The following is a 13567-nucleotide window of genomic DNA, read 5'->3' as shown; positions in this document are numbered from 1 at the left end:
GCGGTCGAATGCGCGGCCGTCACATGCGCCGCGTGGCCGGAGCGCCGGCCGGTGGTGGGTGCGCCAACCGCATCGGCGGCGTCAATGTCGACGGTGGGACTTCGCAAGGGCGTCGCCATGGCGGGACTCCAGCCAGAACTTGAGGATGAGGGTGATCAGCGCGAGCCCGGCCAACAGCGATGCCGCGGCGAACGCGCCCGTGCTGTCGAACTCGTTGTAGAGAATCTCGATGTGCAGCGGCAGCGTGTTGGTGAGCCCGCGAATGTGGCCCGACACCACCGACACCGCACCGAACTCGCCCATCGCGCGCGCCGAGCACAGCAGCACGCCGTACAGCAGGCCCCACTTGATGTTGGGCAGCGTCACGCGGCGGAACATCGTCCAGCCGCCGGCGCCGAGCGAACGCGCGGCCAGTTCCTCGTCCGCGCCCTGCTGCTGCATCAGCGGGATCAACTCGCGCACGACGAAGGGGAAGGTGATGAACAGCGTCGCCAGCACGATGCCCGGGCGCGCGAACAGGATCTTGACGTCGTAGTGCTCCAGCACCGACGCGAACCAGCCGCTGGAACCGAACAGCAGCACCAGGCACAAACCCGCCACCACCGGCGATACCGCGAAGGGCAGGTCGATCAGCGACAGCAGCAACTGCTTGCCGCGGAACTCGAAGCGCGTCACCGCCCACGCGGTGAATAGACCGAACACGGCGTTGACCGGTACGACTATCGCGACGGTGAACAGGGTGAGTTTCAGCGCGGACAGCGCGTCGGGCTGCGTGAGCGAATCGATCCACGTACCGAAGCCTTTGGCGAACGCCGCGCCCAGCACCATCAGCAGCGGCAGCACCACCAGCGAGAGCATCACCAGCACCGCCAGCGCGATCAACGCCCAGCGCAGCCATGCCGGCTCCTGCAAGTCGTCGCGATGCTTCACGTCACGCGCCACGCTTGGCCCCCTTGCGCTCATGCGCGAACAACGACGGAATCGCGTTGATCGCCAGCAGGCACACGAACGACGCCGCCAGCAGCAGCGCGGCGATCGCGATGGCGCCGGCGTAGTCGTATTCCTCCAGACGGATGGTGATGAGCAGCGGCGCGATCTCGGTCTTGTAGGGCAGGTTGCCGGCGATGAAGATCACCGAACCGTACTCGCCCAGCGCACGCGCGAACGCCAGCGAGAAGCCCGTCAGCAGCGCCGGCAGCAGTTCCGGCAGCACCACGCGTCGCAGCGTGGTCAGGCGCGATGCGCCCAGCGAGGCAGCGGCCTCTTCCTGCTCGCGACCCAGCGCCTCCAGCACGGGTTGCACCGTGCGCACCGCGAACGGCAGGCCGATGAAGATCAGCGCGATGGTGATGCCGATCGGCGTGTAGGCGATCTTCAATCCCAGCGGCTCGGTGTAGCGTCCGACCCAACCGTTGGCGGAATAGATCGCGGTCAGCGCGATGCCCGCCACGGCGGTGGGCAGCGCGAAGGGAAGGTCGACGAGCGCATCGAGCAGGCGCCGACCCGGGAAGCGATACCGCACCACCACCCACGCCACCAGCGCACCGGCCACCGACGCGATCAGCGCGGCAACGAGCGAAGCGGTGAAACTCAGCTTCAGGGATGCCTGCACGCGTTCGTCCTGGATCGCGCGCAGCCAGCCGTCCAGGCCCAGCCCGGCGGCGCGAATCGCCAGCGCCGCCAACGGCAACAGCACGACGACGCTGAGCCACGCCAGGCCCAGGCCGAGACTGAGGCCGAAGCCGGGCAGCGGACGGCGGCCGCGGCGGGTGAGGGGGAGTGGCAGGGCGAGGGTGGACATCAGAACTCCGTCGCTACGACACGGACGCTACGGCTCCCTCCCACTGCACGCAGGGGGAGGAGCAAAACCACGTGGCACGCACACATCACCGCGGCCGATAAATCTTGTCGAAGAACCCGCCATCGGCGAAATGCTCCGCCTGCGCCTTCTTCCAGCCGCCGAACGCCGAGTCGATCGTCACCTGCTTCACCTGCGGGAACCGCGCCAGTTCCTCCGCCGGCACCTTGTCCGGTTCGGACGGGCGATAGCCGTGCTTGGCGGCCAGGCGTTGGCCTTCGGGCGTGTAGAGGAAACGCAGGTACGCCTCGGCCACCTTGCGCGTGCCGTGCTTGTCGACGTTCTTGTCGACCCACGCCACCGGCGGTTCGGCCTTGATGCTTAGGCTCGGCACGACGATCTCGAACTTGTCGCGCGTATCGGCATCCTTGAGCGTGAGCAGCGCTTCGTTCTCCCACGCCAGCAGCGCATCGCCGATGCCGCGTTCGACGAACGTCGTCGTCGCGCCGCGCGCGCCGGTGTCGAGCACGGGCACGTTCTTGAACAGTCGCGTCAGGTAATCGGTGACCTTGTTGCCGTCGCGGTATTCCTGCGAGGCCCACGCCCACGCGGCGAGGTAGTTCCAGCGCGCACCGCCGGACGTCTTCGGATTCGGCGTGATGATGCCGATGCCCGGCTTGACCAGGTCCCCCCAGTCGCGGATCTGCTTCGGATTGCCCTTGCGCACCAGGAACACGATCGTCGAGGTGTACGGCGAACTGTTGTGCGGCAGGCGCTTCTGCCAGTCGGGGGGCAGCAGCTTGCCGTTGGTGGCGATGGCGTCGATGTCGGCGGCCAGCGCGAGCGTGACCACGTCCGCTTCCAGCCCGTCGATCACCGCGCGCGCCTGCTTGCCCGAGCCGCCGTGCGAGGCGCGGATGTTGAGCGTGTCGCCGCTCTGCTGCTTCCATTGCGCGGCGAAGGTCTGGTTCACCTCGGCGTAGAACTCGCGCGTGGGGTCGTAACTGACGTTGAGCAGCTGCACGTCCTTCGCGAAGGCCGCGCCGCTGGCGAGCGCCACCGACAGGCCGAGCACCGCATTGCGGAGAAAGGTTTTCATGGTGTCGTTTCCCGTAAGGCCGAAAGGTCAGAAGGAGAACTGCGCACGCGTGAAGAACGTCTTTTCGTCTTCACGGTCGGCGCCCGCGGCGGCGCCTCCATCGAAGTCGGTCTGCGTGTAGTTGGCGACTAGCTTGAAGTTTCCGGTGAGGTACCAGTTCACGCCCAATCCCCACGCCTTGGCGCGTCGCGCCACGGCGTTGGGATCGGCGAACACGGGGAATGCGTCCTCGTCGATCTCCAGTTCACCGTACCTCGCCACCAGTTCCCATGCACCCCAGCCTGCACTGCCGACCGTAAAAGGATGGTTAGGCCGCGCGACGCCGCGGTATCCGGTGTCCTCGCCGGTGAGGACGTAACCGGCCACGAGTTGCCACGCGGTGTTCTCGACCTTCGCGCGCGCGCCGGTGGCGGGAAGCCGGACTTCCTGCTCGGAGCTGATGTATTCGGCGAGTGCGCCGAACGCGTTGCGGTAGTAGTACGCCTGCGGCGACCAGCGCGTCTGCTCGCCGTCGGCGACCACCGCGCTGCGGTAGTTGAAGAACTGCACCTGGCCCGGCGTGCGATAGCGCGGCAGGAAATTGTTGCCGCTGCCTTCCTTGTCGCCGCTGCTGCCGGCGATGCCGAAGCCCAGGCCGGACAGCGCGCTGGCGTCGTTCTTCCACGGTTCGACGAAGACGCGCGCGGCGACTTCGAAATGGTTGTCGGGGTTGGTCGTCACGGCGTCGCGGCCGTCGACGGTGCCGTTGTAGACGCCGACGACGTAGTTGACCGTGCTGCCGGCCACTTCGCCCTGCAACTGCACGCCAAGGTCGCGGCCGGGCGCGAGTTCGCTCGGGAAGCCCAGTTCGATCAGCTCGGTCGCGCCGCTGGCCTGCAGGCGCTCCAGGCCCACCGGGCTCTTGGTCTTGCCGATGCGCAGCGTCGCCGCGGGGCTGAAGCGCAGGTCGGCCCAGGCATCGAGCAGGGTGACGCTGTCGCCGGCCAGTTCGGGCGTGATGCGGAAGGCCAGCAGCGGGCCCCAGCTGCCCTCGATCGTCAATTGCGCGCGGCGCCACAGGAAGGTGTCGTTCTGCGGGAGCGCGTCGTCGTCGATGTAGAAGCGGCCGTCGGCCTGCGCGAGGCCGCGGAACTTCAGTTCGACATCGCCCGGCGGCGGCGATTTCACCGACAGGCCCTTGGCCGCGCTCAGGCTCACGACCGGCGTGCTGGCGGCCTTGGCCTCGGCTTCCTCGGCCTGCAGGTCGAGCTTGCGTTCGATTACGCGCAGGCGTTGGTCGAGATCGGCCAGGCCGTTGGCGTCGGTGGTGTCGCCGGCCGCGGGCGCGGTGCCCAGGCGTTGTTCGATGGCTTGCAGGCGACGGGCGAGTTCTTCCACCGTCGGTTGGGATTGCTGCGCGAAGGCAGACGCGGGCAGTGCCAGCGCGGCCACGATTCCGCAGGCCAGCACGCTGCCGGCAAGAGAGGGAACGGGCGATCGTCGCGTTCGATACCTGGGCATGGCGTGGGATTCCTGGGAGGGGAGGGCGGGCCTGCCGGTGTCGGGCGGCACGGCGCGACTGTCGCCGCCCAAGCCGCGCCGGACAAGGGCGGGAGCGTCATGCGCTCATGCCGAAGCGGTATGAGCGGGGGCGGGGTGCTAAGGAATCGTGAGGTGTTCTCCCTCCCCTGCTCGCAGGGGAGGGTTGGGGAGGGGTAAGAGCCGCGTAGCGGCGAGTTCACCGTGCCAAGGCTCGGCGCTTCGCGCCCTCGCGACCCCCTCCCAACCTCTCCCTGCTCGCAGGGGGAGGGGCCAAAGTTGCAAAAGAAAACCGGCGCCTTTCGGCGCCGGTTCCGGTGGGGCATGAAGCGAGCGACTTACTTCAGGTTCGTCGCCGTGCACAACATGATCACCGCACCCTGCAGCGGATGGATCAGCTTCGCGGCGCGCAGGCGCTGCTGCAGATCGACCATGCACTGCACGTACTTGCCCGGGTTCTTGTTGGTCACCTTGCACAGGTTGTTCCAGGCCTGCACGTTGGCGCCGACGATGAAGCCACCCGGCTCCAGCAGATCGACCGTGGTGTTGCACTTGCCGATCTTCGCTTCGCCCGAGTTCACCTTCCAGCCCATGTCGCGGTACAGCGCCGGGCTGAGGTCGACGTTGTACTGCGCCTGCACCGTCGGCGTGTCGAACGGCTCCATCAGCGCGTTCGGCGACAGCGCGGTGTCGTAGTGCGAGAACGTCGAACCGCCGGCCACCACCGCCGGTGCGTACAGACGCGTGCGGCCCTTGTCGTCGGCGCCCTGCAGCAGCACCGGATCGACCTGGAACGTCACGCTCACCGGCAGGTTCGCCTTGAAGGTGACGCCGTCGGCCTGGGTGATGCGCAGTGCCGGGATGGTGATGTTCGGATCGGTACCGCCCAGATCCGGCGGCGGCGAGCCGGCGACGTTGTCCGCCACCACCATGCCGATGCCGCCCGCGGCCTGCACGTTCGCGGCCTTGATCACGAAGCCGCAGGTGCCGCGATCGACCAGCACGAACTTGCCGGCCACCGCCGCGGCGTTGGTCAGCGCCGTGCAGGCGTCACCCGTCGTCGGGCCCGCCGCATTGGCCTCGTCCTGTCCGAGCACGACCTGGCCGGTGAAGTTCGCCGGCGATGCCACCGGGCCGAAGCTCGCCGTGCCGTACAGGTAGCGTCCGGCGATGCCCGCGGGCGCGGTCACGGTGAAGTACTGGCGGTTGTCGAGCACGAGCGCCGCTTCGTTCTTCACGCGATTGCCCGACCACACCAACCGTCCGGAGGTCTTCATCACTTCGGCGCGCTGCGCCGGCGTGCTGGCCGGATCGTTGAAGCCGATGTTGAGCACGTTGTCGAACGCGTTCTGCGTGTAGATGTCCGAACGCGGGCCGGTGCCGTCGAAGTCGCCGAAGTTGCCGGTGAACTTGTCCAGGAAGCCCTGGAAGCCCAGGCCGTGGCCGATCTCGTGCATCACCACGTTGAGGAAGTTGATGCCGCCGGCCGGCGTCTTGCCGTCCAGGCCGTAGTACCAGGTCGTGCCGGCCAGGCAGTCGGGCTTGCCGAGGTCGCCGTTGAAGCGCGAGACGATGTCGGCCGGATCATCGGGAACCGGATCCAGGTCGACGCCGGCCAGCGAGTCGGCGAGCGCGGAGTGGTACCAGATGCCCGGACGCGGCGCGTTCGGGAAGTCGCGGTCGATCCAGTTCGCACCGGCCGAACCGAGCGTGGCGCCGGTCGCGGTGCAGTTCAGGCGCTGGAAGGACGCACCGACCTTGATCGGCACGTCGCTCTTGAGCACCGAACCCCACAGGTCCATCGCGAAGCGGTAGACGATCTGGCGCTGCTGGCCGACCGTCGTGCCGGGGTTGAGGCCGATCGGCGTGGCCGGCGTGGGATCGTCCAGGCCCAGGCCCGTTCCGGCATCGCCGTTGAGCAGCACCAGCTGCGCGGCGTCGGCGTTGGCGAAGGCGAATGCACCGGTCATGGCCAGCGCGCAGGCGAGAAGTTGCTTTCTCATTTCAGCAGCTCCTCGTTGTGCGTGTCATGGGAATCGCTGCTCTCGTCGCCGGAGTGCTGGATCACCAGCTGGCCGGACGCATCACGCTGCGCGGTCAACGAGGTCATCTGCGATTCGGGCACCTTCACCGACACGCCGCCGTGCGCGGAACGACGTACCGTGGCACGCGCGGCCGCCGCATCCTGCGGCGCGGCGAACGTCTTCGCCATCGCCGGCGCGACCTTGGCCTGCTTGCCTTGAGTCAGCGCCTGGTCGAGCTGCGCGCTCTCGCTGGCGGTAAGCGGGCGCAGTTGTCCGGTCTCGGCATCGATGCCGACCTTGACGCCCGCGACGGTCACTTGATGGGGTGTGGACTGGGCATCAGCGGCATGGACGTTGAAGCACAGTCCAAGCGCTACACCTGACAACCAAAGCGCGGATCCGATCCTTTTCATGGGTCACGTCCCGATCTTGAAGGTGATGTTTCCCCGGCCGATTCCGCCCTCGCGATGGCCATCGCGAAGAATCGACTGTTGGGGATGCAATGTGGGCTTCCCCCTTCAACCCGTGCCGACTATGCGCCTGCTTCGACGCGCGCGACAAGCTTGCGCCGCAACATCGCGCGACCTACGTATTCAGGCGGAAAATGCGGCCACGTACGGAGCGTGCGCGTGAAGAACATCATCACGCGCGTCGCGTGCGACGCGACCGTGGACGCTTCAGATGATGCCGCCGCCGATGCCCAGGCGGACGATGCCGACCACGATCACGATGCCGTTGAGCACCAGGCCGGTCTTCGCGCGGCCGCGGTTGCCCGGGCTGGTGAAGAGGATGCCGAGCGCGGCGATGATCGCGCCCACCGAGGCGAACGGGATGAGCAGCCAGTTGCCCCATCCCAGCAGCGGGATCAATGCGATCACCATCCAGATCATGGCGACGATGCCCCAGAGCAGGCTGATGAGACCCATGGCGACGTTCCTCGTGAGGGCCGACGGGCGGCCGGGTGGCGATGCGGTGCAGTGCCGAGATTACCGGGCACCGGGTGGCGTGAACATGCGTTCCGACGAAACGGCCGGATGGGGTTCCGAAACGGGGCAAATGAGGGGCGGAGCGTGGCGCGGAATCGGGGCGTACCGAGGAATCCGGGGCGCCGGGGCGGATCGTCTGCGGGCGTCTCTGGCCTTGCCCCCGTCATTCCCGCGAAGGCGGGAATCCAGGGAAGTTTCACGCCTTACCTGTTACTTGTCAGAAGCAACAGCGTCGCGCTTGTCGCTCGACACGCAATCGGTAAAGCATGGAAAGTCCCTGGATTCCCGCCTTCGCGGGAATGACGTGATGGGTGGGAGGGCGTGACGGCCTGGGTCCCGGCCCTTCGACAAGCTCAGGACAGGCCTTCGCCGGGATGACGGCTTCGGAGACGCTTTCCCGATTCCCGATTCCCGATTCCCGAATCCCGAATCCCGAATCCCGAATCCCGAATCCCGAATCCCGAATCCCGAATCCCGAATCCCGAATCCCGAATCCCGAATCCCGAATCCCTACCCGTGCGCGCCGTCGATTTCCACGCGCAACTCGCGCCGGCACACCGCGGCGTGCAGGACGACGCGCGGCACTTCGGGCGACAGGCGCGCATCGAGCGCGCGCTTCACCGTGTCCAGTTCGTCGCGATCGCGCACGTACACCTTCAACGGCGAATGCGCGCCGAAATGCGCCGGCAGCGAGGGCCACTGCGAACGCGCGGCGGCGATGAGGCTGTCGAAATTGGCGAGCGTTTCGTCCAACTGCGTCGCCACCGAATCGGCGTGCTGCGATTCGTGGCCGACGATGGCCGCGGTGCCCGAGAGCATCAGCGGCATCGCGCTGCCGGGCGGCGGCAGCATCGCGCGGGCGAAGCTCGGCGGTTGCGGGCCGTACTGGCGCGGATAGCGGTAGGCGCTGATCTGGCGCGGGTTTTCCAGCGGCGTTCCGGGCACGCGTGAGGCGAGCCAGTACACCTGCAAGCGACGCGGCGCGCCTTCGGCGTTCACTTGGCCGATCGCCGTGGCCGCCGGCAACGAATGCGGCTCCACTTCGCCCAGGCCTCGCGCGCGGCCGACGCAGAACTGGCGGTAGCGCTCCAGGTCGCCTTCGCCCACGGTGATGCCGTCGAGGTAGTTCCACACGCGCAGCAGGTGCGGATAACCGCGCGCCTGCACGAACTCGATCAGGCGACGGTACAGGCGGTCGGCGGTGGCTTCGATGTCGCTGCGGCCGGGCAGGGTGTCGTCGCCCTCGTCCAGTTCGATCGCGCCGAACTGCAGCGCGCCGTCTTCCGCCCAGGCGACGTCGCCGTCGCGTCCGCACTGCACCGGACCGCTTGCGCGCCAGACTTCCAGCGGTGAATCGCCGTAGGGCTCCAGCGCGACGCGCAGGTAGCGCGGGTCGTCGCTATGCGGCGCCTGCGCGCCGAAGCCGATCACCGCGAGCACGTCGGGCGCGGTCAATACGGATTCGGGCGCGGCATGCACGTATTCCACCGACCAGCGCGGCGCCGCCAGCGGCATGGGGCGCACTGCGCTCACGAGCGCAGTCCCATGTCACGTTGATCCGGCCCCGGCTGCAGCGTGTCGGCGGCGCCGTGCAGGCCCACGTCCACACCGACCTGGCGACGCCGTTTCAACCAGCCGCGCAGCGCCAGCGGCGCCATGCTGATGGCAGTCATCGAGTAGATGATGCGGAACAGGCGCAGGCGCTTGAGCACCTCGGGGTTGTCGAACACATCGCCCGCCAGCAGCGAGATCACTGCCTGTTCCACCTGCCAGATGTTGCGCGGATGGTTGAACAGGTGGCGCATCACCGGCGTGGTGAAGCGGTAGATGAACCACTGGAAATGCTTCAGGCCGCGCTTGAGGCGCTTGTCCATGCCGCGTTGCAGGGCCGATTCGCGCGACGGATCGCGCAGCACGCCATCGACCACCTGCGCGGCCTGCTCGGCGCTGTTCATGCCCAGGTACACGCCCGAGGAGAACACCGGATCGACGAAGGCGTAGGCATCGCCCACCATCACCCAGCCCGGGCCGTGCATGCGCGTACAGGTGTAGGAGTAGTTGCCGGTGACGTGCACCGGCGCGACACGTTGCGCATTCTGCATGCGCTTGCGCACCTGCGGTTCGGACTCGAGCGTCTTCATCAGGAACGCTTCGTTTTCGCCGCGGCGCTGCTTGAGGTATTCGGGGAAGCACACCGCGCCCACGCTCATCACGCCGTCGCGCAGCGGGATCAGCCACATCCAGCCGTGCGCGAAGCGCTGCACGGTGATGTTGCCGGCGTCATCGCCCTGGCGGCGTTCCACGCCGGTGAAGTGGCTGAAGATCGCCGCCGACTGGTGCAGCGTGTTCTTCTGCTTGAGCTTGAGCTGGTTGCCGAAGAAGGTGTCGCGGCCGCTGGCGTCGACGACGTAGCGCGCACGCACGGTGAAGGCATTGCCCTTCGCGTCGCGCGCATGCGCGATCGACGGCCGACCGTCGGCGCCGAACTCCATGCGTTCGACCTTGTGGCGTTCGCGTGCATCCACGCCGTTGGCCTGCGCGTGGCGGAACAGCAGTTCGTCGAACTCCTCGCGCTTGACCTGGTAGGCGTAGCCGAAGAGCGGATTGAGCGCGCGCTCGAAGCGGAAGGTGTTGTACTGGTCGGCGCCGTCCTGCCCGGACTGCATCGGCGTGCCGTCGTCGTTGACGATCGGGAACTCCGCGCCCGGCTTGAACGTGCCGATGGCCTTGACCTGCTCCAGCACGCCCAGGCGCTCCAGGATCGGCAGGTTCATCGGCAGCAGCGATTCGCCGATGTGGAAGCGCGGGTGCGCGTCCTTCTCCAGCAGCAGGACCTTCCATCCCTTGCGCGCCAGCAGCGTGGCGGCGGTGGTGCCGGCGGGGCCGCCGCCGATCACCAGGACGTCGGGCGTCAGCGTGGAGGGTGCGTCGGAAGGCGTGTTCAGCTCGGCCGGGGCAGGAGCTGCCGGCGCGGACTCGGGGACGGTATCGGTCATGGCGCGCATGATAAGGGAATGCCCGCCGCCAGCCCGTGCAGCGCCGGGCCCGGGAGGCTGTTAGGCGGGCGCCCGTGGTGGACGGTTGCGCGCGCGACGCCGATGCCGGATCGTGGCGTCCCTTGCAATGCCACCGCTGGAACCGAAGATGTCTGAACAAAGCCCCGTCGAACGCGAACTGGCCGAGCTGCTGGTCGCCAGCCTGAACCTCGAAGACGTGGCGCCGTGCGACATCGATCCGGAGGGCGCGCTGTTCGGCGAGGGGCTGGGCCTGGATTCGATCGACGCGCTGGAACTGGCGCTGGCGATCTCCAGCAAGTACGGCTTCCAGCTGCGCTCGGACAACGACGAGAACCGCCGCATCTTCGCCTCGCTGCGCGCGCTGGCGGCGCACATCGAACAGCGCCGCGCGGCCTGATCGTCGCCGCCGGACCCGGGCCGTGAATTCCGCCGTCCTGCGGGCCGTCCCGCCGATCGCGCTCGCCGTCGCCTACCCGCTGCTCGCCCACTGGGCCACGCACGACGGCGGCGGGGTGTCGGCCGCCATCGCCCTGTTGGACCTGGTGGCGTTGTGCCTGATCGCGCCGCTGATGCAGGGCAAGGCCTGGGCCTGGGCGGCCACCGCCGGCTGCGCCGCCGGGCTGGCCTGGCTGGCGCAGACGCATTACCCGCAAATGCTGCTGCTGGCCCCGCCGATGCTGTTCGTGGGCTTCGTGGCGTGGATGTTCTGGCGCAGCCTGCGACCGCCGCGCGAACCACTGATCACGCGGATCGTGGCCGCGATGGAGCGCTGCGAGCCGTCGCAACTGCCGCCGCCGCTGTACCGCTATTCGCGCGGCCTGACCGCCGGCTGGGCCTACGTGATGGCCGCGCTGGCGCTGGCCAATGGCGTGCTGGCGATGATCGCCGTGCCGGACGGCGTGCTGGCGCGACTGGGGCATACGCCGCCGGTGGCGATCGGACAGGAGGAGTGGTCGCTGTTCGCCAACCTGCTCAACTACGGCATCGTCGGCGGCTTCTTCGTCGGCGAGTACGCGCTGCGGCGCTGGCTGTTCCCGCATCGCCCGTACCGGCATTTCTTCGATTTCCTGCGGCAGATGGCGGCCCTGGGGCCGCGTTTCTGGCGCGGGCTGTTCGATTGATGCGCGCGCTCCCGGCGTGGGCGGTGCGACCGCGCCACGGCCGCTGCCCCGCTGGCTTATCCTGAGCGCTTTCCGCGCGCAGCCGCCGCCCCGCATGGACTTCAGCCTTCCCGACGACCACCCCAGCCTGCCCGGGCATTTCCCGGGACGTCCGCTGGTGCCCGGCGTGGTGCTGCTGGAGCGCGTGGTCGAGGCGATCGAAGCCGCCCACGGCCCGCAGCGCGCACTGCGCCTGCCGCAAGTGAAATTCCTGCAGCCGCTGCTGCCCGGCGAGGTGGCGTCGATCGAACTCGACGGCCAGCCACCGCGCTGGCGTTTCCGCGTATTGCGCGCAACCACGCTGCTGGCCAGCGGCGAAATCGTCGCCATGGACGCGCAGGCCGTCGCATGAACGCGCACTGGAAACAACGTCCGGAAGGCGGCGGCATGTTCGCGCTGTGGGTGATCCGCGGCATCGCGCGCCACGGCGGACGCGCGGTCGCGCGCGCCTGCCTGTATCCGATCACGCTCTACTTCCTGATCGTGCGCGGCCCCGAGCGCCAGGCCTCGCTGGCCTACCTGGCGCGGGTGCTCGATCGCAGGCCGACGCTGTGGGACGCGGCCCGCCACATCCACACGTTCGCCGCGACCATCCTGGACCGCGTGTTCCTGCTCAGCGGGCAGCTGGCGCGTTTCGATATCCAGACCGTCGGCCTGCCGGCGCTGGCCGCGCGCGTGGACCGCGGCGAAGGCGTGCTGATCTTCGGCTCCCACCACGGCAGCTTCGACGCCCTGCGCGTGCTGGCGCTCACGCGCCCGGCGCTGCGCGTGCGCATCGTGCTGGACGTCGCCCACAACCAGGCCATCACGCGCCTGCTGGGCGCGCTCAATCCGCAGCTTGCGCGCGATGTCATCGATGCGGGGCAGGACGGCGTGTCGATCGTGCTGGCGATCCAGGAAGCGCTGGCGAACGGCGAGCTCGTCGCGCTGCTGGTCGATCGCGCCGAACCGGGCGACGCGACCGCGCCTGCGTCGTTCCTCGGACACGAGGCGTCGTTCCCCTCCGCGCCGTGGTCGCTGGCGGCGACGCTGAAGGTGCCGGTGATGCTGGCGTTCGGCCTGTACCGTGGCGACAACCGCTACGAGCTGGTGTTCGAGGAATTCAGCGAACGGCTGGACATCCCGCGCCAGCATCGCCGCGAACAACTCGCCGCGCTGGTGCGCGGCTATGCCGCGAGGTTGCAGCACCATGTGCGCCGCGCGCCCTACAACTGGTTCAACTTCTACGACTTCTGGCATGGCAACGACGCGGCGGACGACCCCGGCACTTCACTTCCGCACCTGGGCGATGCGGCTGACGCCGGCGTTGCTGCTGGCGAGCGCCGCGACCTGCGCCGCGCCGGCTGAACCCCCGGCGGAATCGTCGGCGGAATCGTCGGCGGAATCGTCGGCGGAGCCGGGCTGGATCCTGGCGAAGATCGCGCGGCCGGCGCCCGCCCGCACGCCCTTCGTCGAGGTGCGCGGCTCGAAGCTGCTGAAGACGCCATTGCGCCTCACCGGCGAGTACGTGCGTCCCGACGCGGACACGCTCGTGCGCGACGTGCGCACTCCGTACGCGGAAACCACGACGCTGCGCGCGGGTGAGGCGGTGATCCAGCGCGCCGGGCAATCGCCGCGCCGCTTCTCGCTGTCGCGCGTGCCCGAGCTGGCCGGCCTGCAGAACGGCTTCGGCGCGCTGCTCGGAGGCGACCGCACCGCGCTGGAAGCCCATTACCGATTGCAGGCCGACGGCACCCGCCAGCGCTGGACGATGACGATGACGCCCAGGGACGCGGCGATGGCGGCGAAGCTGCAGGCGATCGTGCTGTACGGACGCGGCGCAGAACTTCGCTGCATCGAGACGCGCCCGGTGGGCAACGTCGAAGCGCAACGCACGCTGCTGGCCGGCGCCGCGCAGGACGCGGCGAAGGTGCAGGACAGCGCAGCGCTCGCCACGCTGTGCCACGGCGCGGGCGCGCAATGAAC

14 protein-coding genes are annotated in these 13567 nt (G+C 68.6%); 5 read left to right on the top strand and 9 right to left on the bottom strand.

The annotated features are described in order from the left end of the window. Window positions 1–81: 81 nt before the first annotated feature. The 9 genes from cysW to JI752_RS12635 form a co-directional block, all read right to left on the bottom strand. Entirely contained in the window at window positions 82–942 is an 861-nt protein-coding gene (cysW, locus tag JI752_RS12675) for a sulfate ABC transporter permease subunit CysW (RefSeq protein ID WP_342316594.1), read from the bottom strand. Beyond that, window positions 932–1801 (bottom strand): sulfate ABC transporter permease subunit CysT, encoded by an 870-nt coding sequence (gene cysT / locus JI752_RS12670; protein ID WP_216964610.1) that lies wholly within the window; start codon window positions 1799–1801, stop codon window positions 932–934. The genes cysW and cysT overlap by 11 nt, the downstream gene beginning before the upstream one ends. Before the next feature lie 85 nt (window positions 1802–1886). After that, window positions 1887–2897 (bottom strand): sulfate ABC transporter substrate-binding protein, encoded by a 1011-nt coding sequence (locus JI752_RS12665; RefSeq protein WP_216964608.1) that lies wholly within the window; start codon window positions 2895–2897, stop codon window positions 1887–1889. Between the two features lie 27 nt (window positions 2898–2924). Continuing rightward, window positions 2925–4397, bottom strand: a complete 1473-nt coding sequence (locus tag JI752_RS12660) for a porin (protein WP_216964606.1) — start codon at window positions 4395–4397, stop codon at window positions 2925–2927. Window positions 4398–4753: 356 nt separating this feature from the next. Continuing rightward, on the bottom strand, window positions 4754–6418 hold the full coding sequence (locus JI752_RS12655) for a PA domain-containing protein (protein WP_216964604.1): 1665 nt from the start codon (window positions 6416–6418) through the stop codon (window positions 4754–4756). Further along, entirely contained in the window at window positions 6415–6756 is a 342-nt protein-coding gene (locus tag JI752_RS12650; protein ID WP_216964602.1) for a hypothetical protein, read from the bottom strand. Before JI752_RS12650 ends, JI752_RS12655 begins: the two co-directional genes overlap by 4 nt. Window positions 6757–7116: 360 nt before the next feature. Beyond that, entirely contained in the window at window positions 7117–7365 is a 249-nt protein-coding gene (locus JI752_RS12645) for a hypothetical protein (RefSeq protein ID WP_216964600.1), read from the bottom strand. Window positions 7366–7935: 570 nt separating this feature from the next. Further along, window positions 7936–8940, bottom strand: coding sequence for a pteridine-dependent deoxygenase (locus tag JI752_RS12640; protein ID WP_345777360.1), 1005 nt, complete (start codon window positions 8938–8940; stop codon window positions 7936–7938). A 14-nt stretch (window positions 8941–8954) separates the two neighbouring features. Further along, complete coding sequence (locus JI752_RS12635) at window positions 8955–10421, bottom strand: NAD(P)/FAD-dependent oxidoreductase (RefSeq protein WP_216964598.1); 1467 nt, start codon at window positions 10419–10421, stop codon at window positions 8955–8957. 148 nt (window positions 10422–10569) lie between these two features. Here JI752_RS12635 and JI752_RS12630 point away from each other — a divergent pair, with 148 nt between their 5' ends. The 5 genes from JI752_RS12630 to JI752_RS12610 all read left to right on the top strand — a co-directional run bounded on the left by JI752_RS12630 (window position 10570) and on the right by JI752_RS12610 (window position 13565). Beyond that, entirely contained in the window at window positions 10570–10839 is a 270-nt protein-coding gene (locus JI752_RS12630) for a phosphopantetheine-binding protein (RefSeq protein ID WP_216964596.1), read from the top strand. Between the two features lie 22 nt (window positions 10840–10861). Then, window positions 10862–11563: a ketosynthase gene (locus JI752_RS12625; RefSeq protein WP_345777351.1), complete on the top strand. Its 702-nt coding sequence runs from the start codon at window positions 10862–10864 to the stop codon at window positions 11561–11563. Between the two features lie 94 nt (window positions 11564–11657). Then, a complete protein-coding gene (locus tag JI752_RS12620) occupies window positions 11658–11954 on the top strand; it encodes a hypothetical protein (RefSeq protein WP_216964594.1) in 297 nt (98 codons plus the stop codon). After that, window positions 11951–12949 (top strand): acyltransferase, encoded by a 999-nt coding sequence (locus JI752_RS12615; protein WP_216964592.1) that lies wholly within the window; start codon window positions 11951–11953, stop codon window positions 12947–12949. Before JI752_RS12620 ends, JI752_RS12615 begins: the two co-directional genes overlap by 4 nt. Further along, window positions 12891–13565, top strand: a complete 675-nt coding sequence (locus JI752_RS12610; protein ID WP_216964590.1) for a LolA-related protein — start codon at window positions 12891–12893, stop codon at window positions 13563–13565. The genes JI752_RS12615 and JI752_RS12610 overlap by 59 nt, the downstream gene beginning before the upstream one ends. Window positions 13566–13567 lie beyond the last annotated feature (2 nt).

It is taken from the genome of Lysobacter sp. MMG2 (genome assembly GCF_016735495.2).
Classification (GTDB): Bacteria; Pseudomonadota; Gammaproteobacteria; order Xanthomonadales; family Xanthomonadaceae; genus Lysobacter_J.
This window is presented reverse-complemented; position numbering and strand designations above follow the sequence as displayed.